The 25,997-nt window shown below is 39.0% G+C and carries 23 protein-coding genes and 1 pseudogene; 21 read left to right on the top strand and 3 right to left on the bottom strand.

The features are described from left to right. The first annotated feature begins 14 nt into the window (after window positions 1-14). Genes ACZ5B7_RS17230 through npdG form a run of 3 tightly spaced genes read left to right on the top strand, consistent with a single transcriptional unit; the run spans window position 15 to window position 2,346 of the window. Window positions 15-1,061, top strand: a complete 1,047-nt coding sequence (locus ACZ5B7_RS17230; RefSeq protein ID WP_464490281.1) for an XdhC family protein — start codon at window positions 15-17, stop codon at window positions 1,059-1,061. After that, window positions 1,012-1,671, top strand: coding sequence for a nucleotidyltransferase family protein (locus ACZ5B7_RS17225; RefSeq protein ID WP_464490280.1), 660 nt, complete (start codon window positions 1,012-1,014; stop codon window positions 1,669-1,671). The genes ACZ5B7_RS17230 and ACZ5B7_RS17225 overlap by 50 nt, the downstream gene beginning before the upstream one ends. Window positions 1,672-1,695: 24 nt before the next feature. Then, a complete protein-coding gene (npdG, locus tag ACZ5B7_RS17220) occupies window positions 1,696-2,346 on the top strand; it encodes an NADPH-dependent F420 reductase (protein WP_464490279.1) in 651 nt (216 codons plus the stop codon). A gap of 130 nt (window positions 2,347-2,476) precedes the next feature. Here npdG and ACZ5B7_RS17215 read toward each other — a convergent pair. Further along, a pseudogene (locus ACZ5B7_RS17215) lies at window positions 2,477-2,956 on the bottom strand (IS66 family transposase); the annotation flags it as partial. Between the two features lies 1 nt (window position 2,957). Between ACZ5B7_RS17215 and ACZ5B7_RS17210 the strand changes: the two are divergent. From ACZ5B7_RS17210 to ACZ5B7_RS17185, 6 genes are all read left to right on the top strand, one after another. Beyond that, window positions 2,958-3,347, top strand: coding sequence for a hypothetical protein (locus tag ACZ5B7_RS17210; RefSeq protein WP_464490278.1), 390 nt, complete (start codon window positions 2,958-2,960; stop codon window positions 3,345-3,347). A 289-nt stretch (window positions 3,348-3,636) separates the two neighbouring features. Further along, complete coding sequence (locus ACZ5B7_RS17205) at window positions 3,637-4,431, top strand: hypothetical protein (RefSeq protein ID WP_464490277.1); 795 nt, start codon at window positions 3,637-3,639, stop codon at window positions 4,429-4,431. Between the two features lie 32 nt (window positions 4,432-4,463). After that, a complete protein-coding gene (locus ACZ5B7_RS17200) occupies window positions 4,464-5,198 on the top strand; it encodes an SIR2 family NAD-dependent protein deacylase (protein ID WP_464490276.1) in 735 nt (244 codons plus the stop codon). A 263-nt stretch (window positions 5,199-5,461) separates the two neighbouring features. After that, window positions 5,462-6,571: a hypothetical protein gene (locus ACZ5B7_RS17195; RefSeq protein WP_464490275.1), complete on the top strand. Its 1,110-nt coding sequence runs from the start codon at window positions 5,462-5,464 to the stop codon at window positions 6,569-6,571. Between the two features lies 1 nt (window position 6,572). Next, window positions 6,573-8,531, top strand: a complete 1,959-nt coding sequence (locus ACZ5B7_RS17190) for an McrB family protein (RefSeq protein ID WP_464490274.1) — start codon at window positions 6,573-6,575, stop codon at window positions 8,529-8,531. Further along, window positions 8,515-10,314, top strand: a complete 1,800-nt coding sequence (locus tag ACZ5B7_RS17185) for a DUF2357 domain-containing protein (protein WP_464490272.1) — start codon at window positions 8,515-8,517, stop codon at window positions 10,312-10,314. Before ACZ5B7_RS17190 ends, ACZ5B7_RS17185 begins: the two co-directional genes overlap by 17 nt. 217 nt (window positions 10,315-10,531) lie before the next feature. Here ACZ5B7_RS17185 and ACZ5B7_RS17180 read toward each other — a convergent pair whose 3' ends face one another. After that, entirely contained in the window at window positions 10,532-11,488 is a 957-nt protein-coding gene (locus ACZ5B7_RS17180) for a phosphoglycerate dehydrogenase (protein ID WP_464490271.1), read from the bottom strand. Between the two features lie 87 nt (window positions 11,489-11,575). After that, window positions 11,576-12,181, bottom strand: coding sequence for a TetR/AcrR family transcriptional regulator (locus ACZ5B7_RS17175; protein WP_464490270.1), 606 nt, complete (start codon window positions 12,179-12,181; stop codon window positions 11,576-11,578). 470 nt (window positions 12,182-12,651) lie between these two features. Between ACZ5B7_RS17175 and ACZ5B7_RS17170 the strand changes: the two genes are divergently transcribed. From ACZ5B7_RS17170 to ACZ5B7_RS17115, 12 genes are all read left to right on the top strand, one after another. After that, window positions 12,652-13,902, top strand: a complete 1,251-nt coding sequence (locus ACZ5B7_RS17170; RefSeq protein ID WP_464490269.1) for a 3-isopropylmalate dehydratase large subunit — start codon at window positions 12,652-12,654, stop codon at window positions 13,900-13,902. 21 nt (window positions 13,903-13,923) lie between these two features. Beyond that, entirely contained in the window at window positions 13,924-14,451 is a 528-nt protein-coding gene (locus ACZ5B7_RS17165; protein WP_464490268.1) for a 3-isopropylmalate dehydratase small subunit, read from the top strand. Between the two features lie 39 nt (window positions 14,452-14,490). Continuing rightward, window positions 14,491-15,690, top strand: a complete 1,200-nt coding sequence (locus tag ACZ5B7_RS17160) for an ABC transporter substrate-binding protein (protein ID WP_464490267.1) — start codon at window positions 14,491-14,493, stop codon at window positions 15,688-15,690. Between the two features lie 20 nt (window positions 15,691-15,710). After that, on the top strand, window positions 15,711-16,601 hold the full coding sequence (locus tag ACZ5B7_RS17155) for an isocitrate lyase/PEP mutase family protein (RefSeq protein ID WP_464490266.1): 891 nt from the start codon (window positions 15,711-15,713) through the stop codon (window positions 16,599-16,601). Between the two features lie 64 nt (window positions 16,602-16,665). Further along, window positions 16,666-17,520 (top strand): branched-chain amino acid ABC transporter permease, encoded by an 855-nt coding sequence (locus ACZ5B7_RS17150; RefSeq protein ID WP_464490265.1) that lies wholly within the window; start codon window positions 16,666-16,668, stop codon window positions 17,518-17,520. 18 nt (window positions 17,521-17,538) lie between these two features. Then, window positions 17,539-18,495 (top strand): branched-chain amino acid ABC transporter permease, encoded by a 957-nt coding sequence (locus tag ACZ5B7_RS17145; RefSeq protein ID WP_464490264.1) that lies wholly within the window; start codon window positions 17,539-17,541, stop codon window positions 18,493-18,495. Further along, a complete protein-coding gene (locus tag ACZ5B7_RS17140) occupies window positions 18,470-19,216 on the top strand; it encodes an ABC transporter ATP-binding protein (protein ID WP_464490263.1) in 747 nt (248 codons plus the stop codon). The genes ACZ5B7_RS17145 and ACZ5B7_RS17140 overlap by 26 nt, the downstream gene beginning before the upstream one ends. Then, window positions 19,209-19,943 (top strand): ABC transporter ATP-binding protein, encoded by a 735-nt coding sequence (locus tag ACZ5B7_RS17135; RefSeq protein ID WP_464490262.1) that lies wholly within the window; start codon window positions 19,209-19,211, stop codon window positions 19,941-19,943. Before ACZ5B7_RS17140 ends, ACZ5B7_RS17135 begins: the two co-directional genes overlap by 8 nt. A 35-nt stretch (window positions 19,944-19,978) precedes the next feature. Further along, window positions 19,979-21,595, top strand: a complete 1,617-nt coding sequence (locus tag ACZ5B7_RS17130) for a class I adenylate-forming enzyme family protein (protein ID WP_464490261.1) — start codon at window positions 19,979-19,981, stop codon at window positions 21,593-21,595. 29 nt (window positions 21,596-21,624) lie between these two features. After that, window positions 21,625-22,584: a fumarylacetoacetate hydrolase family protein gene (locus tag ACZ5B7_RS17125; RefSeq protein ID WP_464490260.1), complete on the top strand. Its 960-nt coding sequence runs from the start codon at window positions 21,625-21,627 to the stop codon at window positions 22,582-22,584. Window positions 22,585-23,363: 779 nt separating this feature from the next. Then, window positions 23,364-24,086 carry a uracil-DNA glycosylase gene (locus tag ACZ5B7_RS17120; protein ID WP_464490259.1) on the top strand — a complete coding sequence of 241 codons (723 nt, stop codon included), beginning with the start codon at window positions 23,364-23,366 and terminating at the stop codon, window positions 24,084-24,086. A gap of 299 nt (window positions 24,087-24,385) precedes the next feature. Then, complete coding sequence (locus ACZ5B7_RS17115; RefSeq protein ID WP_464490258.1) at window positions 24,386-25,945, top strand: helix-turn-helix domain-containing protein; 1,560 nt, start codon at window positions 24,386-24,388, stop codon at window positions 25,943-25,945. Window positions 25,946-25,997 lie beyond the last annotated feature (52 nt).

Genomic DNA, 25,997 nt, shown 5'->3' with positions numbered 1-25,997 from the left:
TGGGAGGGAGTACCTTGTCACGAATACAAGAGGCGCGGGATGTACTGCGTAACATCGAAGAAGCATGGCAGCGCAAACAAAAAACTGCATTGTTAATGATTACAGAAGTACGAGGTTCCGCCTATCGCCAACCAGGAGCCAAAATGATGATGGCAGCTGATGGGCAAATGTTTGGTACACTGAGCGGAGGCTGTTTAGAAAATGACCTGTTTGAATGGGCAAAGGAAGCTATCCGTAAAAATACTCCAATTACCAGAACATATGATTTAAGTGAAAACGAACTATGGTCATTAGGAATCGGCTGCAAAGGTTCATTAGAAATACTAATAGTCCCAGTGGATTCAAATGATGGTTTCTGGGGGGCTGCAATTAACTTACTGCAAAAAAATCAACCATTAACGATGATTTTAGAAATCGCAACAGGTGTTCGGGTTTTACTTGACCAAAATGGCGATGGAATCGGTGCTGTGGAAATGCTGCCCGATAGTGTTCTCAAGTTGGCCTTTGAACGGACGAAACGTACACGGGCACAGGTTGTCAGTGATGGGAATCGAAGGTTTGTAATCGATACGATGAACCCGAGTGAACGTTTAATCATTTCAGGTGCTGGTCATGACGCAGTTCCTCTTGCTTCTGTAGCTGATAAAGTAGGTTTCGAGGTCACCATTTTAGACCCTCGAAGAGACTTTAACAACCCGTTTCGTTTTCCGGACGTTTCTCATTTGGTAGTTGAACCAAGCGATGCTGATGCTATGTCCTTAAAAGACAGCTCGTGGGTCATTATGAATCATCAACAGGATCGTGACGAAGCTGCGCTGGCACTCGCATTAAAAAGTAACCCACGCTATATCGGTGTGTTGGGTCCTTTATCCCGTACCAATGAGATGCTCAATAATATCGGGGAATCATTATCCAGCGGTCCTATTTATGCGCCAATTGGCCTGGATTTAGGGGCAGAAACGATCGAAGAGGTTGCCATTAGTATTTTATCTGAGTTAATGATGTTACGAAGTGGAAGCAGCGGAAGGTCACTTATCGGACGAAGTAAAATCCATGCTTAGGATTGGTGCGGTAATTCTGGCTGCTGGTATGTCCAAGAGAATGGGTGAGCCTAAAATATTATTAGATCTTCATGGTAAGCCATTATTCCGATACTCGGTAGAAAGTGTACTAAATTCAACATTATTTCCTGTCCTGATTGTTTGTGGCGAGCATTTCCAGATAATTCAGGAACTAACTAAGGAACTCCCAATAAATGTGATTGAAAATTTAAAATATAGGGAAGGAATGTCTGAATCAATTAAGTTGGGAATTGAAGTTATGAAAGATCAAGTAGATGCCGTGATGTTTTTTTTGGCTGATCAACCTTTCTTATCTCCGAAACTGGTAAATAACTTACTAGATTCTTATAGAATAAATCGATCAAAAGGAATTAAGGTTGTGAGACCTAGGTATGAAGGTTTACCAGGTCACCCCGTAATAATCGATTCAGATTTATTTCGGGATTTTCTAACCCTAAATGGAGATGAAGGAGGACGCTCCATCCTAAAGAAACGTGCCAACCAGGTAATGTTAGTGGACGTTGAAAACCCTTTGTGGGGAGCAGACATCGATACCCCCGAGGAATTCAACAAATACAAGAACATGATGCCTCATACTGAATGGATTTAAGAAATTATATGGAGGGTGAATTGAATGGAAACGATTAGTATTATTGGTGGAACAGGAAATCAAGGGAAGGGATTGGCTCTCCGATTAGGAGCTGCCGGGTATCCAATTGTCATAGGTTCACGTAGCAGTGAAAAAGCCATCAAAGTGGCTGAAGAAATTAAAGAGCAAAATCCGGCTTTGAAAATTGAGGGCGTTGATAATGAGGTCGCAGCGGAAAGGGGGAATATAGTAATCCTAACCATCCCGTTTAAGTCTCAAAAGGAAACTGTTGAACCGCTAAAGGAGAAACTAACAGACAAAATCGTGGTCGATACTACTGTGGCACTAATTCCCGGTAAGCCCCCAACCACAGAAAATGTTCCAGAAGGGTCTGCTGCAGAAAAATTAAAGAGTATTTTGGGACCAGATGTTCAAGTTGTCTCGGCTTTTCATACCATTTCTGCTCACATGCTGGAAGACCTGAGCAAAGAGCTAAAAGGGGATACATTGGTAGCAGGTGATAATGCCGATGCAAAAGAAAAGGTTATTGAATTGGCAAATAATATGGGTTTACGGGGATTAAATGCTGGACCTTTAAAAGTATCATCTACCCTTGAGAGAATTACTTCCTTAGTAATCGGGATGAATATACGGTATAAGAAAAAAAGTATCGGGGTTAACTTTACAAATATTTAGAATCTCCATTTGGCCTAGGGAATTTGGGTATAAAGTAAGCCAGAAATATAAAAAATAAGTACCTTCCGGTACGCAACAAAAATAGCCGTAAATTCTGATTTTTTTTAATCGAAATTACGGCTTATTTCATTTATTTGCTACATTCCACCTGAATCATTTTTGACCAGGGCATGTATTGATCTAAAATTTCAGGATTTTGATGGAATCCAAGGTTCGGTAGATCCGTCAAAAGTTTCTATATATATTCATAGAAATCAATGCCGTTGCTTTTGGCAGTTTCGGGGATACTCAAACAGATGGCATTCGCTTTTGCACTAGCCTCACTAACAATAAAGAGCCAATTTTTTCTTCCTATAACGTTGGGACGGATAGCATTTTAGGCTGGATTATTATCAATTTCAACGCTTCCATCGTTCAGGAATGCTCTGAGCCCATTTGCTCTGTTCAATGTGTATTCTGCTGCTTTCGCGAGGGCATTTTTCCCGTAGAATGGTGACGATACAACCCATTGAAAGAATTTATCCAAAATATGCTCCGAGTATTTTTGGCGTTTTTTTCTACGCTTACTCGGAGACAAATGTTTAAATTTCCTTTCGAGTCGATATAAAGCGTTGGAAAAGGGAATAGACGGCAGCAAACGAATCAAACTACTATGTAACCTGGCTCTAGCCTATACAAGAATCGGATACCCGCGAAAAGGTGCGGACCTGATTAGGGAAGCAGTTACCCTGGATGTGAAAAAAGAACAGCTTTGGTTCATCGAACTATATTTGGATAAGATGAAAAAGAAACATATGGAACCCATACTTTTAAAAGAAAATGACGAAAAACGCAAGAGAATCACCCATCATGATATGGACCAAATCCTCGAAGATGCCATGAACGGAAAATACTTGGTTCTCAATCTAGCAGACTCTGAAAAGCTTGTTTATGGAAGCAGCGATACCGTTAGGCTGGAGCCGAAGCAGGAGGAGCTGGTCGGTTATTCGATTGACAACTAAGGAATCTATTGTGATAAAAGCAGAATTGAAAAGGCGGTATGGAATGATCAAGTGTTAACTCCAGCCGTTGTCAAACGATACATTTCGGGCATTCGAGGAAAATTAACGCAGGCAATGGGCAGGAACGATATTAGACAGAGTGTATTAATAACAACCCAGAACGGCGAATATGTCTGGAATGACGATATCCTAGCAAAAGTCCTCCGCATGGGGTGAAAAATCCGGTTACGACCATCGTAACCGGATTTTTATATATTTAGGGTGCAAAAGATAAGGGAGGATGATAAGCATGAACTTACTAAAATTAGAAATGATGACCGCGACAGAACGGATCGCAGAGGCACTTACAATGAGAGGTTTGTTTATTGAAACAAAAGACGATTTTATCATTCTGACAGAGGAAAACACCAGGGCAGATATCATGAAAACACAACGATTGCTCAACGACCTAGGAATACCGACGTTTTGGCAAGGGAACCAATTCCAGGTACTAGTGAGCCGGTTTCCGATTGCGGCGATGAAGAAGATCATCAACGTACCAGGCAGGGAATTCCCAGTCCATATGGAAGGCTATCATTTCAAATGGAGAGCTTTTGCCCAGCGCCGATTTGGCATCAAAGTGAATGCCTTGGACCTCGATGCGAACATGGCCATGTTTGTCAAATCACTCAATTTGGGAGGGATTACGGCTCTTGCAGGCTGCAGCGGCCATCACCGTTACCCGCCAAACGTCCAGTTTTCTGGTGCCTATCAGGGAGCGTGGTTTAAGGTGATCCAGGAGAAATATTTAAGCGGATTGAATCTCCATTATACATGGGAAGTCCATTTTGATAACAGGTCAGGTTCCTGTATCAGGGCCGTGGAAACAGGACGCTGGGATATGAGTTTGATTTATCAGGACACCGTGCAAATGGCCGAGGTGCTCCAAAAATATGCGGCCGAGATTCGGGAACTCAAAAAAACTGCTTTTAAACGCAGCAAAGTAATGAAGGAAACAGCTGGAAATCTTCTAAAGGAAGAAAATGAAGGCGCATTAGTGGACTGGATGAAAGAACAAGCCGAAAAGCAGGTCAGCCTTGTCTGATAAAAATTTTGACTGAAAGGATGAAGAGAAACATGAAAAGCTCTCAAGATTATTCGGAACAAATAGTAACATTAGCAGATTGGCTTCAAAATTCTAAACACACAACAGTTCTAACAGGAGCGGGGATGTCCACGGAATCAAACATCCCGGACTTTCGCTCAAAGGATGGCTGGTGGAACAATTTGGATCCTAGAACGTTTGCGACCACCGAGGCTCTCAAGTATCATTATGATTTATTTCATGAATTTTACTGCATGAGAATCAACCTGCTTGAAAATTGCCTGCCGCATCGGGGGCATCATATATTGGCGGAATGGGAGCAGAAAGGTCTTGTTCAAGCCATTTGTACACAGAACGTCGACGGCTTTCACAGTGCTGCCGGCAACCATCATGTATACGAACTTCACGGCTCCATCAATAAGTTCCGCTGTGCGGACTGTTCTAGAATCGTAAGCAGGGAGCAATTCCTGAACAAGGAGAGATGCAGTCAATGCGGTGGCAAGCTCCGGCCAAATGTTGTCCTTTTTGGTGAAATGCTTCCGGAGGAGAGCTGGAGCGCTTCACTCTCGCATATTCAAAAGTCAGATCTTGTGATTGTGATCGGAACAAGCCTAGAGGTCTACCCTGCCAGCCAACTGCCGCAAATGACCGAAGGAAAAACCGTTTATATTAACGCAGAAATGAACGGAAAGAATCAAGACTTTAGTCTCGGTATTCAAGATAAAGCCGGAAATGTCCTTGCAAAAGTAAACGAAATCATAGGATAAAAAGAAAAATAATTTTCCGAGTATAGTAACTTTTTCCTATGGAACCATGTTATACTTGTTATGCAATTGTATAAATTAGGAAGCACAGCAAAGAGTCACTTTTAGTCATTTCGCTCGTTTTCTTTGCCAACATCACATGTATTACTATACTAATATGAAAATACATGTATCTATTTGACTACTTCCATTCTTTGTTTGGAGTAGTTTTTTTAAATTTTGTTTTCTGAAATATTAGAACTTTTATACCATTAGGAGGTTAAAAAATGGAGAAGGAAATATGGAAATGGATATTGGATTCTTTCCCGGATGATGGAATTGCCAATATTGCGGACAATCTGATGATCAAAATAAAAGGTTTTCGCCAGTTAAATCCCCAGCAAGCAAATTTCAAAATGGTGAGAAACAGAATCATAAAGGAAGCGCTTAATCAAAAGAACAGCAAAAAACTATATCATTTCTTTGATTCTCTCGTCGAAGACCGTCCCGAAATCGAGTCGTTAAGAGGGAAAAGTATCGAGGAGCTTTTACAGGTTCTAGAAGAGGAAGGGCTGTATCCATCTATCTTACTTGGGGTGCTGCTGTCCAGTGAGGATGAGGAAGATCATGGGAAGGCTCAGGAAATATATATAAAACTTAAAGAGGAAGAAAAACTCGACCTGCTGGAAAAGCAAGTGGATGAAAAGCTTGCGAATGAAGAGGAAGTGGACGAGCAGGAAATCTTGGAACAGCTACAAAAGGGGCTAAAAACGGCACTCAAGGAAATCGAGAGGCTGGAAAAGAAACTGAAGAAACTGGAACAAAAAAACGAGGAGCTAAAGACAAAAGAGGCAAGCAGTCAAACAAGCCTCAAAAATGAAAGGAAAGAATGGAAAACCGAGAAAAAGGCATTCCTGCAGGAAATTCATTCCCTTAAAGCGGAGATGGGCACGGTGCGTAATGATTCAAAGACTGCTTCAGCTGAAAAGGAAGAATTAAATAAAAAGGTAGCCAAGCAAACAGAAACAATGAAGTTGAAGGATGAAGAGATTAATAGGCTTCATGCACGCGTCGTCAAATTAGAAACAGATTTAGAGAATCAAAATAATCAGAACAAATCAGGTAGTGACAAGATAAAGGTTACGATGATCGGTGACCCTTATTCAAGCAGATTACAGAAGTATGACAAATTTGAACTGACCATTTTAAAAGGTTCAGAGTTTCAGGAAGAACAAGGGCAAACAGCATTGGATCATGCCGACCAAGTCTGGCTCCTGACTTACAAAATCCCAAGAAGCGTTCAAAAACGAGTAAAATCCGTTGTGAAGAACAAACAAACGAAGGAATTTGCGACATTTGCCGACCTGGAAGACCATATGCTGAAGGGGATGATTTAACATGAACAAAACATGGAACACCAACTTGATAGGCGTCCTTGCCAGTGAGGAATCGGTACAATATGCACTGCGTAAAAAGGCCATTTTTAAAAATGTGCAAGATGTCCTGCAGTTTTATATAAGGATCATCAGTAAAACGCCAAACAGTTTCCCTTCTATCAAATTGATTACTTTCTTTGGGACAGATTTGGAGAAATGGGGCTTTGAAGGCAATCATCTGGAGGAAACGGAGGGCAGAAGGGCGGTCTATCGCTTTCTTGAGGATAACCTGCTGGTATTCAAACCACAGCGGAAAATCCTCTATGATGGACAGGAAGTTTTTGACGGAACAGACCTGATCCTCATTCCAAAATCGGAAAGGTATCATGAGGGGGTAAGTTTAACGCCGATGCCGATCTTTTCTGAAGAAGAGCATGGCATGACGAAGGAAGAATTTGAACTGCGGCTGCAAGCAGGTGAATGGGTGGGAAAAATTGCTGGCATTTCCCATGAACAAAAGGACACACCGGAATATATCTTGTGGAAAACCAGCGATTCAGTTTACACCGTTTATGGTGAGTTTTCCGGACACCATTACGGGGACGAAGGATTTTCCTTTACCAGGAATAAGCTTTTGAAATCGGCTCCTTTTGATGAAGAGTGGCTCGATGATTGTTACGAGGTTGATCATACGAAGTTCGTACCGCACGATATCTTTATGTATATCGATGGGACCATTGAAGCGGCGGATCCTTTGGAGATTCCTTATCGGAAATCGCCCTACATGGAGGAAACGGAGCGGCGTTTGGCGGCTGCACAAGTACTAAGTCCCGACCCTGTGATAACGGTTGACCGGAGCCGCATGTCAGAATCGGAATTGATGCAGGAATTCATCCGAACCACGATGGAACAAGGACTGCTTTATGACAAAAAGGATCTCTATAACTTTCATACAGCGATGAAATCTTCCAATCTAGTTATTTTGGCAGGGATGAGCGGAACGGGTAAATCGAAGCTGGTCCAAGCCTATGCACGAGCCCTGGGGCTTACGGAGGATTATCAGATGACATTGGTACCTGTCCGGCCTGCCTGGACCGATGATGCGGATGTCATTGGATATGCGGATACACTCAATAAACAGTACCGACCGGGAGATTCGGGGGTCATCAACGCCCTTTTGAGTGCCAAGGACAACAGCAACAAGCTCCATATCATCTGTTTTGACGAGATGAACCTGGCACGGGTCGAGCATTACTTTTCGCAATTCCTTTCGGTGCTGGAGATGGAGGCGGGACCTAACAGGGGCTTGAGGCTATATAATGACGATTTGACAAGCCAGCTGAAGAATTCATCATTGTATCCGCCCGTCATCCCTATCGGTGATAACGTCATCTTCGTCGGAACGGTCAACCTGGATGAATCCACCTACCATTTTTCTGACAAGGTCCTGGATCGTGCAAACGTGATTACTCTTAATGTTCTTTCGTTTGATAGTCTTATGATGTTGACGAAAGAGATGAGGGAAACAACAAAGCCTGCTGGAGGAAACGGAACCGTTACCTTGGAACTGTTCGACAGCTACCGTGACAAAACCAAGGATATTCATATGAAGGAAATTGAATTAGCCCTGTTATGGAAAATCCATACCGAGCTGCAGAAGATCAATAAAAACCTGGGAGTCGGCCCAAGAATTGTCCGGCAAATCGATCAATATCTCAAGAACCTTCCTGGCAGCAGCTGCTTCACGAGGGAAGAGGCATTTGATAAACAAGTGGTGCAACGGATCCTGACCAAGGTAAGGGGGCCGGAGGATCTCTTGAAAAGGTTCATCGGGACGTACGATACCGTTACAGAGAACATTGAAGGAAGCATCCTGGGGGACCTATTGGATAAGTACGATGAGGTGTCCGAGTTCTACGACACCCGGAATGTCCTGGTCCAAAAGGCGAAAGAGCTGAAGCACAATGGCTATACCCTCTAATGGATTTGAAGTCATTTTTAACCAAAGACTAGGGAATCAGGACAACCCCATCACAGCAGGATCATTTTTTACGGATGAAAATGATTTTTTTGAAAAAAGGGACGAAGCCTCCATCGAAATAAAGGAATATTTAGCCGTATCCATCACTTTTCGTTCCAATAGGACAGATGCCCAGTTCTTCATGGATGGATTGGATACCCTATCTGAGCCGAATCTGAAAACCGATTCGCAAGTGGGGGAAGTATACCTTTCGCCTTCTGAAAATCCTGTCATCCTGTTCGATCACAATGATGAATATTACCCGCTGATTCCGGGCTTTTATCGGATGATGGTGATTTATGAAGGGACACGGTATTACAGCTGGGTGAAGGTTGTTCCAAAACAGCTCGAGGAATCGCAGTGGGAGCTGATGAAACAGGAAGTGGAGCAGGAATTAAACGGTTTGGCGAGGGAACTGCTGCTGAAAAAAACAGACCTGGATACCAGGATGGACAAAATCCCATTAGGGCTGCTGGAGCAATTTTTCGTGATTAACAAGCGATTTTCCTCGGTAATGGCGGCGTTGACTGATTTGTATCGAAAAGTCAATTTTCGAATCAATAAAGGCTATACCTTTGTTTCAAAGGAGAGAACTAGAGTTATAGACGATAAAACCATTCGTCATGCCGCCTTCCGCCCGAATAATGAACAGAGCTTCAAGGCGCCCGTCAGTGAGGTGACCTATGATCTGCCGGAAAACCGTCTGGTCAAAAAAATCATCGAGTCCATTTCCAAAACGTTGACCGGCTTTATCGAGAGTGTCGAAAGGACGGCGGCCAGCCTGACGGATCTTCATGAAGTGAGTCCCGTCGAAACGGGTCCACAAAAGGATATCACTTTGCTGGAACTTGAAAAATTAAGCGGGATTGCCGGAAAGATGCGCGGAGCCATTCAGTGGACTAAGACGGCGCCATGGTATGAAAGTGTCGGAGTCTATCGAGAATCAGGCATCCCGCATGTGATGAACAGCGATCCCAGGTACCGTGCGATTTACCAGCTATATCGGGAACTCCATCAGGAGAAAAGCGAAGTACGAACTTATCCATCCTATACTTATCAGTGGAAACGTTCAGACAAGCTCTATGAGATTTGGGGATATATCCAGTTCATTAAGGCCCTCACGGGAGATGACTTGGCGTTTTCTCCTAAGAGCGGCTGGATCTTCAATGAGGAATTCGGCAAAAATGTTGGGTCCATTCCATCGCTTCCTTCCAATACAGAGGTAGTGCTGAAAAAGGACACCCTGAAACTCGTATTAGTCTATGATGGACACCTACCGACACAGAGCAGGCTTGCGACAGCGAAAAAACCTTTATATACAAGGGGAACGCACACCACTCCCGATGCCAGGCTGAATGTCTATAAAGAGGATATCTTTATTGGCAGCATCATCGTCGATTTTAAGTACCGTCCAAGAAAAGCGATATGGGACGAAAATCTGATTTTTAATCAAAGGCAGAATGAGGTCATGCGGCAGCTGGTCAGCTATAGTGATAATATTTATTCGAACTTTCTATTTGGAGCCGTCGGGAACCCGCTCATCAGCAGGTTCAGCCCGGTCCAGGAAGTATGGGCCGTTTATCCGAACCGTTTCGGTGTATCGAGAAGTCACGAATATGCCGATCATAAAGTGTGTTTAGTAGAATTGACGCCGGGCCAATTGAATGAGCTTCTTGTTGATAAAATTAGGGAAGGTATTGATCGTCTTTTGAAGACTAGTGAACTGATGATGGCACTGTACTAAAAGATGATTCAGTTAAAGACATGGGGTGGCAATTGGTTTAAGGTACTTTGCCGATGCTAACTAAAGGATAGTTTTTCAAAATAAAACCGAATCAACAGCTCCTTTTTGGGATGCTGCTGATTCGGTTTATTAAGTATGTTTAATAACTCGGTCAAAATGAGGAATTCAGGATATTTTGAAAGAAAAATTGTTACTTAGTATGTTTCGTAGTATATATTTAAACTTTTACCTCATATTCAGAATTTAAACCAGTTAGAACATTCATAATATTTCTTGCAGTAATGAAACCAACCTCCACCAATGCCTCTTCTGAATAACCCGCTATGTGTGGAGTAGCGATGAAGTTCTCTAACTCTAACAGTTTGTTTTTTCCTATAGGTTCCGCTTCAAAAACGTCTAGGGCAGCACCTTTAATTTTTTTAAAATAAAGTGCTTCATATAAAGCATTCTCATCAACAATCCCGCCTCTAGCAGTATTGATTAAAAATGCCTCTTTTTTCATTTGATCAAACTCATTCTTACCTATCATTGAAGCGGATTTATTATTGAAATCGGTATGAGTGGTAATAAAATCGGCAGATTGGATGAGTTCTTTAAAAGATACATATTTCACTAAATTTAATTGCTCAAGTGTACGGTCAGGGTAAAGGTCATAGGCAAGTATTTTCATATTAAATCCTTTTGCTCTGCGTATTACTTCTTTCCCTATTTTTCCAGTCCCGATAACACCTAATGTTTTACCGTAAATATCGTTTCCTATCATATTTATCCAGTTGCCATTTTTGACTACAAGGCTTGACTCATTAATCCTTCTCGAAAGGGAGAGCATGAGCCCGAAAACAAAGTCTGCAACTGCATGGCGGTTAGCCCCTGGTGCATTTGCTACCACAATTCCTCTTTTTTGTGCGGCTGAAATATCAATATTATCTACACCTGCCCCATGCTTTGCTATAATTTTTAATTTTGGGGCGTAAGAAAGTATTTCTTCCGTTATTTTTTCAAAGCCAAGAATTAATCCATCAGCATCATTTAGTGCAGAAAGAAATTCATTATTAAAATCTGGATTTTGCTGTTCAGATAAAAAGATGATTTCACAATCATTTCTTCTTAATAATTCAACCGGCTCTTTAGAATATTTTCCGAATGTCGGAGAGGTGGAGATAATTTTAAACATTTCACTTTTCACTCCTAGCTATTCATATATTAATAACTTTCAGGTTAAAAAGAGTGGATACTATATCTGTTGTAATCGCTTTCCAAATTAAAAAACTTTCATACCATTAATAAGACACCTTAGCCCGTTCTCGCCGACACTTAAGAAATTAAATTCACCTTTAAGTAAACACCAATCAAGAAAAATACCTTTATAATATTGCAGGACCAAAAAAGTCAACTCATTTGAAGTCATATCGCTGCGGAATATATTAACTTCCTGACCCTCCTCAATTATTTCCTTAACAATCCTATTGATTATCCTTTCTTCATTCACAACAAATGGGGCAGTATCCTTTTGAGAGAGTTGATTTAGTAAAACAATAGTTAAAACCTCTGAACCTAATTTTTCTAAATGCTTTATACCTTCGGTTAATACATAGATTAGTTTTTCTTGCGGAGGTAGCTTATCCTTTATTTCTAAATAGAACTTCTCATATAAATCATCAATATTTTTATAATACTCTATAAAAACCTCATCTTTAGATTTGAAATAGGTATAAAAAGAGCCTTTTGATGTTCCTGCACCTGAAGTAATATCCTCTATAAATACATTATCGTACCCTTTTTCCTTGAAAAGTTTTAGTGCAGATTCAAATATGGCTTTTTTTGTTTCAAGGGCTCTCAATTGGCGTGATGTCATCTTTTTTGTCATTAAATTCTCTCCTTTCATATATATAATTTTTCATTTTGATTTTTTGGATGAATGAGATGAACTAGGGTGAAGAATTCTATTAAAACCATAAAAATCAAGGTAATATTTGAAGATTATTAAATTTACAAATGATTTTACATGAAAGAATAACTTAAATCAACCTAGGTCAATGACTCGGGTTGGTCAAATCTCAAGAATTTTTCTTATCTTTAAAAAATAATTTGAATAGGATAAGAGGAAGTATAACTGAATTCACTAAGTATAAGAACTATTTATTAAATATTTTAATATATTTTATAGGCAAAATATTAAAAATATAAAAAATTTTCTGTATTGACTGATAAAACAACCGAAGGATATACTTGGATTATTAAATGAATCGGGTCAATGACTTGGTTCGGAAAAATCATCTTGATCAGCGGTAATGGCTTTTATCTTGTAATCTTTCGAGAATAGGAAAGGAGAAATGTATGGGAAAGACAATTATTGAAAAAATTTTGTCAAATAATCTTGGAAAATCAGTCAATGCAGGTGATGAGGCCTTATTTTCACCTGACATCATCACAGCTTACGATTATCCAGGATATATCGACAAATATGAAGAACAATTAACAGAGTTAGGGATTAATAGAGTTACCAACAAAGAAAAATATATTTTTTTCATTGATCATTTTGTTCCAGCTTCAACTGCAAAAGAACAAGAATTACATCAAGGTACAAGAAGATTTGCGAGAGAAAATGGAATTAAACTTATTGAAGGTAAAGGAATTGGTCATCAAGTAATTATGGAGATGGGGTATGCGCGCCCAAATCAGTTCGTAGTTCATTTTGATGGCCATATCAGCACTGTTGGAGCTCTAGGGTGTCTTGGAATTGGTATTAGAAACAGTATGATTGAGGCAATAGCTACCGAACAAGTTTCTTTAGTTGTACCGGGTACTGTCCGGATCGAATTAGAAGGAAGCCTGCAGCCTGGAGTTACAGCCAGGGATGTTTTTCATACGATTGTTCAACGCATAGGTCCAGCAGGCGCAAGAGCATGTATTATTGAATACGGCGGTAAGGGCTTACGGTCTCTTGATATGGATGAACGGATGACCCTATGTAATCAAGCGATGTTTTTGGGCGGCATCTCTTCTATTATGGAAACGGATGAAAGGGTTTACACTTTCTTTTATGAGCGAGGTTTACCTGGATATCAAGATGTAGTTCCCGATGGAGATGCCCATTATGAAAAAATAGTTCGAATTAATTTAACTGAAATAGAACCTGTTATTGTCATTCCGCCATCTTCTGCCAATACCGTTCCTATTAGTGATGTTTTGGGGATTCCAATCCACTCTGGTTATATTGGTTCATGTGCAAGCGGTAGGGTAAAAGATTTTGAACAAGCTGTTTCCATACTAAAAGGGAGGAAAGTAGCGGATGGTTTTCGTTTAAATGCCGTCCCTACCTCGACGGAAATACAAGCGAAGATTTCAAAAATGGGAATAACCGCACAATTAATAGAAGCGGGAGCACTAGTTAGTTTTCCAAGCTGTGATTTTTGTGTGGGACGATTAGGTGCTTTAGCAGACGGAGAAAATGCTCTATCAACGGGTACCTTAAATATTCCTGGCAGAATGGGGAGTACGAAAGCCAATATTTATACTGCCAGCCCCTATACCATTGCTGCATCAGCAATCTACGGCAAAATTACTGACCCAAGGGAATTTTTCTAAAAACATGGAAGGAGGAACATTATGCTTCCGGTCATAAAAGGTAGAGCAGCATGGATATTCACCGAACCTAATTTTGATATCGATTTAATCGTAGGTGTATCTAATATTAAAATAAAAGATATAGAAATCTTAAAATCTGTTTGTATGAAAGAGTATGATTCTGAATTTGCAAATAAAGTAAAACCAGGTGATCTCATTATAGGCGGTGAAAATTTTGGTTATGGTCACCCTCACTATCCTGCATTTATAGCCTTGAGAGCTTTGGGAATTAGTGGAGTCATTGCAGAATCATTTGCACCCGGTTTCTATCGCGGGGAGACTACCAACGGGTTTCCTTTGATTGAATGTCCTTCTATCTTAAGTAATGTGTCAAGATGGGATACACTCAATTTGGATTGGGATAATGAAGTAATCAAAAATGAAAATAGTGGAGTATCCATAAAATGCTTGCCCATTCCTCAAAAGACTAAGGAAATGGTTAAGCATGGAGGAATTATCAAATACTTACGCTCCAATAGGTTATCCTCAAATGTTATCAAAAATGGTTAATTTATAAACATCCTTTCATTAATAATAGGGGGTAATACCATGATAAGAAAATCAACAAAGTATTTATTTTATATCTGCTTTTTGTTCATCTTTTTAGTTGGCTGTGCAGATAGAAATCCTGGCAGTTCTTCCACATCAGCAACATCAAGTAAAGAGTCAGGGTCAGATAAAAAACCTATCGTTATTGGGGCTTCTCTTCCTTTATCAGGTACATTGGGGTACATGGGGAAAGATGTAGCAGATGGGATACAAGCTGTTGTCAACAACGCTAATGATGAAGGTGGAATAAATGGTCGGCCAATTAAGTTTATTCCAATGGATGATGCTTATGACCCAGCCAAACATCTAGCTAATACAAGGTATTTGGTTGATAACGAAAAGGCTGTTGCTATTGTAGGTAGTTTAGGGACGGAAGGATTAAAATCCGCCGCAAAATATCTGAATCCTAAGAATTTTCCGGTTATTGGTGCATTAAGCATCTCTGATGCGATTTCCAACCCTCCGCAAAAATCATTATTTGCTTTACCTGCACCACAATCTGTGGAAGGACCAACATTGGTAGAATATGCAGTGAAAAAGCTCAAGGCCAAAAGAATTGCGTTCGTTTATCAAAACGACAGCTGGGGTGAGCCTGCGTTTAAATTTTCTCAAGAAAAGATGAAGTCATTAGGATTAGAGTTTGTTGCTGTCGAAACATTTGAACCAAAAGCGAGTGAGATGTCTACACAGCTTCACAGAATCAAAGAAGCAAAACCGGATGCCGTTATCTTATATGCATTAGGAAGCCAGGCGGCATCATTTGTAAATTCTGCAGCAGACGAGAATTTCAAACCTGCACTCTTAGGTCCATCTGGGTTAAATAGTCCAGAGTGGATTAAGTTAGTGGGGAAAAACGGAGAGGGTATTATCAGCTGCAGCAGTTATTATCCTATTACTGCTGATAACATGAAATGGGTACGTGACTTACATGAAAAATATAAATTATCGAATCCATCTAGCAATTCGTTAATGGGTACTTCTGCAGCCTTAGTGTTCATCGAAGCTGCTAAAAAGGTTGGTAAGGACTTTACACCAGAAGCCCTTCTTAAGGCGACAGAGAAAATCAAGGGTTTTGATCAGAAAATAGGAGATCCAATTTCGTTTGGAAAATTAGATGAAGGTGAAAAAGCACGACGTGGGCAAACGACCGAATCTATTATTATTCTAAAAGATGGTTTATTCGAACCAGAAAAAAATTAAAAGAAAGAAGGAGAGTTAAAATGGCAGCTACGGGACAGGAATTAAGAAGGAGACTAAGCGAAAGTTCAATTTTTACAACCATTGGGGCTGGGGATGCTCTAATGGCGAAAATTGCTGATCAAACAGAGCAAATTGATGGCATTTTAACAAGTGGATTTGCCATCTCTGCTCATCAATTAGGTCTGCCTGATGTGGAGCTTTATACTAGATCAGATAATGTATATGTGGTGCACAATGCTTGTGCCGTAGTAAACAAACCGGTCATTGCCGACATCGATACAGGCTACGGTAATGCTGTAAGCATTATTAGATCGGTACAAGAATTTGAGCGTGCTGGTGCTGCTGGTGTTATTATTGAAGACCAGATTAGTCCGAAAAGATGCCCAATCTGTGTAGATGAAACTAACAGTATCTTACCAATTGAAGAAGCGATAGGAAAGATAAGAGCGGCTGCTGAAGGCAGGTTGAATCAAGATACGGTAATCATCGCAAGAACAGATGCAACAAATCCTGAGGAAGCAATTAGAAGGGCAAAATTGTATCGTGAGGCTGGAGCCGATCTTGTCCAGCCCATTTCAAAAGCCTTTAAGACAAAAGAACAATTAAAGGAATTTGTAAAAAGTGTTGATTGTCCCGTATCACTGGTAATTGTAGGGTGGCTTGAACAATTGACTTTTGAAGAAATCGAATTTATCGGTCCAAAAATTGCTCATTTTGCCTTAGCAACAGTGAATGCAGCACATGCAGCAGCAACAAGAGCAGTAAAACATATTGCAGAAACCAAAACAATGAGAAACATGCCGGTAGAACAAACGCATCATTCAAGCTTGGTTCAATTCCTAGGAATGCCTGTCATTAGCGAGTTGGAGGCCAAGTACCTTCCTGATGAAAAGAAAGTGTTTGGACGCTAGTGGAAATAGCCCCAGTTGGTAAAGCATCTGGGGCTAACATATATGTAAGGAGGTACAATAAAAAATGTTACAGCTAATTTTAGATGGTCTTATATACGGTTCCATTTATGCCTTGATAGGTTTTGCCATAAGTACATTATTTATGACAACTGGTGTAGTTAATTTTGCCATTGGGGAAACAATCACTTTTTCCATGTATGTTGGGATCATTACAATGGAATGGTTTCACACCTCTTACATGCTTACCGCGATTGAAATTATTTTACTAACAGTAATATTCACCGTTCTTATTACGAGAATCTTGGTACTTCCGTTATTAAAACATGGTTCAATTATCTCTACAATTGGAACGGCTTCCATGTATATCATTTTTCCTATATTAACAGTAGGCTTAAGTACACAAGATCATCCTTTTCCAAAAGCTCCAATCCCAGAAATGAATTTAGGAATAATAAGTTCCTGGGATGCAGTAATCATTATAATAACTGCATTAGTTGCAATTTTGCTGCATCTTTTTGTCATGAAGTCCTCTTGGGGAGTTGGGATACGTGCCATTAAAAGTAATCAATCCCATGCTTTTTCAATAGGAATCTCGGTTGGAAAGATTGTAATGATTACAGCTATCCTTTCCGGATTTATTGGAGGTATCACAGGTTTAATTGCGGCTCCAAAATTGCTTTTAACCCATAACTTAATGGGCACACCTTTTATGGTTGCACTAATTGGTGGCGTACTTGGGGGACTTAATAATCCAAAAGGGATCTATTTCGGATGTTTATTATTGGGAATTGTACAAAGCATTACGGGGGGCTTGTTCGGCAGCATATCACGAGAAATTATTCCAATTTTAATCGTTCTTATCGTGCTAGTGATTAAACCAGAAGGATTATTTTCATCCATTCGTGAAAAACGAGTTTAAAGGAGGATTTTAATTTTTATGTCAATTAAGATGCAAGTAATTATATGGGTTAGTTTACTGGTTTTGGGAATCCTTGCTTCATTTTTTCTCCCTCCTTATTTCTGTTATTTGCTGGGATTAATGGCTGTATATTCTCTGGCCTCGATTGGAATGAATTTTCTAACAGGATATACGGAGCAGATTTCATTAGGAAATGCCGCATTCTTCGGTGTTGGAGCCTATGTCTTTGGAATATTGCAAAGTTTAGAAGTTAATAGTGTTTTATCCATCATTGCTGGTGCCGCGCTATCTGGAATCATTGCCTTTATAGTTGGTTTTTTAACAATCAGGGTCAAAGATATTTATTTAGCAGTTGGAACCTTGGCGTTACCACTACTATTACTTCAGATTACAAAAGGTATGGAGATTACAGGGGGAACAGGAGGCTTGTCCGTACTCCCTTTAGTGGAACAAGAAAATGCCAGCAGTGTAGAGGTTGCAATTATCATCGTTATAGCATCTATCATTGGTTTTGTTTCGACATTAATTGCGAATTCGTTCATAGGGCGGGCTTTTCATGCAACTAGATTATCTGAACATGGAGCAGTAGCACGGGGGATTAATGTTGTAAAATATAAAGTTCTTGCGTTTGTACTTAGTGCCATTTTAACTTCCATATCTGGCAGCCTGTATGGTGTAGTGGTTGGATATATCACACCTGAACTATTTCAAGTAATGGTTAGTGTGAATTTTCTAATCATGGCAATTGTAGGTGGCAGAGGAAGCATTGCAGGTTCTCTTTTAGGGGCGGCTTTCTTAGTGCTAGTTCCAGCATTATTTAATGTATTTGGACTTGCTCAATGGCAGCAACTTGGATTAGGGATTGGTATGGGTGTAACGTTATTACTGTTTCCTTCAGGTCTTATTGGGCTTATTTCAATAGTAATGAAAAGGAGGAGGGTATCAGTAAATGAAAGCAAACCAGTTGCAAGTTAACAAAATCCACTTAAATATTGGTGGAGTCTCGATCTTAAATGATATCTCATTTTCATTATCTGAGGGAGAGCGAATAGGATTAGTCGGACCAAATGGGGCAGGGAAAACTTCTGTAATTAATTGCATTACTCAGTTTGAGAAACGGTACAAAGGAGAAATTACCTTTGCAAATAAGTTATTGAATAAAGAAAATCCACAGGATTTACCTAAATACAAAATTATCAGGACATTTCAGAATCTGGGATTATTTAACGAATTAACGGTTTTGGATAACTTTTATATTGCGGCTCATCAGTCATTTGAAACCAATTTGAAAAACCTATTCACATTAGAAAAGAACATAAAAAAAGAAGCACAAAAACTACTTGAAAATGAATCAATAGATTTAAACGACATGATTAGTGATTTGTCTTATGGACAACAGAAAATTGTCGAATTTTTATGTGCACTCATACAACGGCCAAGTGTGTTAATTTTGGATGAACCGGCAGCTGGATTAAACGATTTTGAGAAAAGTAGAATGATAGAAATGATTCTCATGAAACAACAGGAATTAAATTTTAGTCTATTAGTTGTTGAGCATGATGTGAATTTTGTATCCACTCTTTGTCAGAATGTAGTTGTTTTACAAAGTGGGGAGCTTTTGTGTACCGGTTGTCCTGAAGAGGTTTTTCAAAAAAAGGAAGTAATCCAAGCATGGATAGGTGAAAGCAATGTATAAAACTCAAACCATAGAAAAAGTTGATCATTTACTGGAAGTTAGCGAACTATCTGTTTTTTATGGAAAACTTCAAGCTGTAAATAATGTGTCCTTTCAGATTCCTAAAGGTAAAGTGTTTGCCATCGTTGGAGCAAATGGGGCTGGAAAAACTTCATTATTAAGAGGAATCTATGGGACTGCACAATATACAGGATCACTAAAATTCAACAACGTAGCATTTACTGCCAAGACAAACCGATTTAAATCCGGAATCGCACATGTTCCTCAAGGAAGGGCTATTTTTGGTGACTTAACCGTTAAAGAAAATCTAAGTATCGGGGTTTTGGGCATTAAGAAAAAAACCGATGAGTTAGAATATTTATTAAATCTATTTCCAATTCTGGAAACAAGACTGAATAAGCAAGCAGGTATGCTCAGCGGGGGAGAACAACAAATGTTGGCCATAGCCAGAGCCATGATGAGTAGACCCTCATTATTGTTATTGGACGAACCGGGGATGGGCTTATCTCCTAAATTACGAATGGAAGTTTACGAAAGCATTAGGAGATTATTAGATCAAGCTGATCATGATATGGGAATTTTACTTTGTGATCAAGAGATTGGATATGCTTTAAGAATTGCTGATCAAATGAGTGTCATGCAAAAAGGCCAATTTATTTGGACTGGAGAAGCTAATTCAGTTTCCGTTGATGAGTTAAGCACGAAGTATATGGGATTAAAAGCTTAAAATCCTTTTATTTTTTGCTGGGGGTGGAAAATAAAGTGTCATATTGGAACAAAAATTTAGCAGAAGAATTTCAAGTTGTTAGAGATAAAAATCAAATTCCAGTTTTTAAAAATCGATCAACTAGTGTTGCCGAAATGTTTTGGAAAACGGTTAAAAAGTTCCCCAACCGATTGGCTTTAGTATATGAGGAAAGTCGTCTCACATATGGTGAACTGGGAGATAGAGTCAATCGAGTTGCGTTTAATTTGGCAAATCGCTATGGGATTAAACCTGGTGATAGAGTTGCATTATTACTGAGTAATGGACTTGGGTTCCCTATTTGCTTTTTTGCCATTGCAAAAATCGGTGCAATTTCAGTTCCATTAAACACTAGATTAACGGGCTACGAAATTATCCATGAAGTGGATAATTCGAAGTCAAAACTGTTAATAATGGATGATGAATTCTGGCCGCAAATTAACGAAATTAAGGATCACATACCATCCATCCAATCTATTTTTGTTTTAGGTGAGGCTCCTAGTAGCCCGGGGGTATTCAGTTTCGATACTCTTCTCAAACAATACGAAGCTGAACCGGTAAATATTTCTGTGGCTGAAACCCAGGCCTGTTCGATTTTATACACATCGGGTACAACCGGAACCCCAAAAGGTGCCATTTTGACACATCGCGGTTTAATTAGTACAGGGATGAATTTTGCATGCACCTTTCAACTCCAAGAAGATGATAGCACATTATTAGCTGTCCCGATTTTCCACATTACTGGTATGCTGCAATTTTTAGGTTCCATTTATCGGGGAATTCCAGTATTCATAATGAAAACTTTTAAAACCGGTAAAGCAATTGATTTGATAAAACAACACAAACCAACTGTACTGGTCGGGGTACCAACCATGTATTGGTTTATTCTAACTTCGTCGGAATTCGCTCCAGATGATTTTAAGCAAGTCAGGGCCCTGCTTTATGGAGGTGCTCCTGCTCCTGTATCATTAATCAAGTTACTTAGAGAAAAAATCCCGCAAGCGAAAATTCACAATGGGTATGGGCTAACAGAAGGTCATGGATTAGATACTTTGCTTCCTGATGAGGACGCCTTAAAAAAACCGGAATCGATTGGTCTGCCGGTACCATTAGTAGACTGTCGTATCATTGATGCAAACGGAAATCTAAAAGGACCAAATCAAATCGGTGAACTTGCTGTAAGAGGGCCAAAAGTGATGATGGGATATTGGGAAAATCAAAAGGCAACAAGTGAGGCCATTGTTGATGGATGGCTAAGGACCGGGGATTTAGCAAAAATGGATGACGAAGGTTACGTTTATATTCTTGATAGGAAAAAGGACATGATCAATCGCGGGGGAGAAAAAATTTACAGTATTGAAGTGGAAAATGTTTTGTATTCTTTCCCAAAAGTACTAGAAGCAACCGTATTTGGTGTAGAAGATGTGAAATACGGGGAACAGGTAAAGGCTGCCATTGTATTGAAGCCAGGAGAATCAACAACTGAGGACGAGATTAAAGAATTTTGCATTGAAAAGCTTGCAAAATTTAAAATTCCTAAGTATATCGAGTTTTTGGATCAGTTGCCTCGGAATGCAGGGGGAAAAGTCCTGAAACAAACACTAAGAAACTCGCACTATATTATTAATCAATAATAATACCAACTTTTTGGGAGTAGGAAAAAATGAAACTAGTAACGTATGCTAAAAATGGCCGGAAAAGTATTGGGGCATTAGTGGGGGAAGTTGTAATTGATCTTCAAACTGCTTATAAAGCCAAATTACAAAATGATGGGAAGTTTGTTAGTAACCGAGTAGCAGAGGTTTGTCTCCCCGATAATATGGTTGAATTCCTTCAAGGTGGGAAGGAGAGTATGGATGCTGCAAAAGAGGCGATTCAATTTGCTCTTAAAAATAATCCAAATGATATCCCGTTAATCCTAAATAAATCGGATATAAAAATTTGTGCCCCAATTCTAAACCCTGGGAAAATAATATGTGTTGGTCATAATTATCGCGATCACATAGTTGAAATGGGCCGGGATTTACCAACATACCCGGTTTTATTTGCTAAATTTGCAAATACGGTGATAGGACCTGAAGACGATATTCCTTTTTATCCAATTTCCGAACAACTTGATTATGAAGCGGAATTGGCATTTGTCATCGGAAAACGAGCCAGAAATGTTCCTCAAGAAACTGCGCTAGATTACGTAGCAGGTTATACCATCTGTAATGATGTTACATACCGCGATATTCAACGTCGTACAACTCAATTCTTTCAAGGAAAATCGGTAGACGGGACAGCTCCAATGGGTCCCTGGATTGTAACAACGGACGAAATTAATGATCCTTCTGGATTAGAAATTTCCTTATCAGTAAATGGTGAAGAAAGACAAAGGTCCAACACTTCCAATCTTATTTTTACTGTTCAAAGTCTAATAGAGTACTTGTCTGAATTGATGACCCTAGATCCAGGAGATGTGATTTTAACAGGTACTCCTGGAGGTGTTGGAGTGGCAAGTAATTCTCAAACATTTTTGAAAGATGGCGACGTTGTTCGAATTGAGATAGAAAAAATTGGAGTTCTGCAAAATAAAGTGAAAAAGGTGCCACCATTTAATCCTAATAAAGGAATTTCATAGTCACCAATCAAGGGGCAGAAAATAATTAAACTTGCTAGTAATTTGATAGACATAATACAGCAATACAGCTGTATGACCCTTAGTAACCTCTTCTAATGAGTTATGGTTCTGTAACATTATTAATCAGAAGCAATTATATTAGCTATTCATTTAAATGCGAAGGCGATTAATAAAATTTTCCTTCGCTTTTTTCACTATACAGGTTTTACTCATTCTTTGTGTGTTCGATTTTTTTAATTTCATTTATGAACTCAATCCGTTCACAAATTTCCTTTACAATTTCACTTTTCTTCCCGCTTAAAGTCATTCCATTCTTCCAAATAATAAATCCCATATGTCATCAGTCGAAAACCTTTCTTATGGATGTTTCAAAAATATAAATTGTTATCATCCTCGTGCTTAGGACTGTATGAATAGAGTGATTCCCAGAGTGAGATAAATTCATCGAAACTAGCAGCATCTTGAGTTTTTAAAATTGGGTACATAACATCACCTTATTTCGCTTTTATTAGATAGCAATATTTATCAAGTACCGGCAGGGGATTTAACGGCTTTACATCGCCTCTTAATTATTTATTGATGATAAATGTCTTTCGTGTGCTCTTTAGTATGGTTACTCATGTGTAAAGGGAGCGTTAGATTGACAATCCTTTTTTTGCTATTTGTCTTTATAAAGAGTAATGAAGGGATTTGGAAATTTATGCAGAAAAACTAGTAATATAGTAATGATGGGAATTAGGGAGGAATACAGGTTGTAAGAACCAAAAGGAGATATTGTGATGTTGAAATTTATTGATGAACTAATGTCATATTATTCAGACCAAGCAGTATTTAATCCATGGAACGATTATTCTACACAACTAGACATTGGACCTGATGCACCAATGTTAAGGATAAATCATCTTCAGCGCTTTCTTGAGCCAAGGATATCAAACGCTCGCTATATTTTTGTTGCAGAAGCATTAGGATTTCAAGGTGGTCATTTTTCAGGAATTCCAATGACTTCAGAAATAATGATCACAGGAAACCATTCAGAAGTAGATTATCAGCATATTTTTCATGGTAAAGTTGGTAGAAGGACTAGCAATCCTAATTTACAGTACCTGCGATTTAAGAAGATTTGGAAAAAAAAGGGTGCGAGTGAACCGACAGCAACAATTGTTTGGAATACTATCCTAGAGAATAATGTTGATCCCTTTGAAATTATTTTGTGGAATATCTTTCCTTTCCATCCTTATGATCCGGCAGTTGGTTTATTAAGTAACCGAACCCCAGAACCTAATGAGCTAAAATTAGGGGTTTATTATTTAAAAAGACTTTTAAATCTATGTCCCAAAAATATTAAAGTAATAGCTATCGGAAACCATTCTACAAATACCCTAAATCAACATGAAATTGAAAATATTCCTATTAGGCATCCCGCAAACGGTGGTGCCCCAGCGTTTAAAGAAGGATGTAAAAGAATTTTTACAGTTAATGATGTTAATAATTTTCTTAAATAAACGTGAATATGAACTCTGATTATGAAGGTGTGCCAAAAGTGGTACACCTTTTTGAGCCAATTTGTATTATTAAGGGAAGAGAAAGTTAATAAAACGTATGTTCTTGACGTAGAGTTATCATAACATTCTGATATAATGATAGTAAATTATATTAAGCGAACCTGTCCAAAAATTGAAGTTAAGAGTTGTTTTTTAACAAAAATTTGGATGAAAGAGATGAAAAATTTTTAAGCAGGTTTTAATTTAAAAATAATTGAATAAAAAATAAGGTGAAAAATGCAATAACAGGTGGTTTATATATGAAAATATTAATAGCGGAACGGGATGAGCTTGAAAGAAAAGGATTGAAGTGGCTGCTTTTAACCAATCAAGTGCCAATTGATGAATTAAAAGAAGCCAGCAATGAAGAGGAATGCATGACATTGCTGATGGAATGGAAACCAGATATTTTTGTCATGGAACTTGAGATGTTTCAGCCAAATCAGCGGGAACATTTATTCCGAATGGTCAGGAATCTGAGGATTCAAACGGTCATGCACACAAGCCATAAAACGTTTCAAGCAGCTGAACAAGCGGTAAAAATGAAAGCAGAAGCATTATTTGTGAAACCATATGTTGCGGAAGAATGGCTGAAGGCATTGAAACAAATGATCCGAAACCATAGAAATATTCCGAAAAAAGAAGGAGAAACCTCTTTATATCACGGTTGGGCTTATGATCTTCTATTTGGAAGAGTCATCAATGAAGCATTTATGAACGAACAGGTTCAAAATTGGGGATACGATCAAGTGCCCAGCATAGTGGCCGTATTGGCTTTGGACCAACAAAATAAAAAGGAATTTGAACCAATTACATTGATTCATTTGATTCATGATGAACTGCAGGAGTATCGGCCCTTTGTATTGTCAGTCGATGAACAGATCATCCTTCTGGTTAGTGAGGAATATCTTCCAAAAGGGAACCATCCCATCCATTCCCTGTGGCAGATTTTGAAGGTATTTTGTGAACGGATGAAACAAAGAAATAATCTTTCCATTTCGGCCGGAATTGGAAATCAATATGATACTCCAAAACTTCTTTATAAATCCTATTTTGAAGCAAGACAAGCCTTGCTGCGCCGCTTTTATTTTGGCGGAAACCAGGTGTTCCCCTCCATGACGAAAAATTTGAATGAACAATATGATCCTTTTTTGACGCCAACGGAGAATGATGAATTACTAAATTACTTAATAGAAAAAAACAGGGATGGAATCAAAACATGGTTTTATAAGCTTTTTGGCGGTTTTCCCGATGAAAATGGCAGCTATCCACATTCCGATTTAGTCCGGACCAAATTGACGAATGCTGTTGCCCCTATCCGCAGATTTATGAGAGAAAAACCATATTTGTTAAGGAATGACCAGGAATATCAGGAAATCTTTCAGGAAATTTTATACGGCGAGGTTTTATTCGATATTATCCAAAAGATGATTCGTCTTTGCTCTTTACTATTTGACCAAGTTGAAAAAGAGGAATCCCTATACAGCTCCCAAATAATGGCTAAAGCAATTCAATACATCGAACAAAACTACCATAAACCCCTTTCATTAGAAGAGGTATCTGGATGGGCAGGCAGAAGCGGTCAATATTTCAGTTCTTTATTTAAACAACAAATGGGCTGTACATTTACGGAATATCTTCAAGCAAAAAGGATTGAAAAGGCAAAAGCATATTTAAAATCAACGGCCATGACTGTTTCTGAAGTGGCGGAATCTGTCGGTTATGTGGATCCCAATTATTTTAGCCGTGTTTTTAAAACGGTTACCGGGGCCTCTCCGAGGACATGGAAAACGGAAAATTGTGCAGATATCTTAAAATAATTCAGTTTTTACGAAAAAGGGATACGAAACATTTCAAGAAAACAATAAATAT

Source organism: Neobacillus sp. S1115 (genome assembly GCF_055385565.1).
Note: the sequence above shows the minus strand (reverse complement) of the source record. Positions and strands in the feature narration are given on the sequence as shown.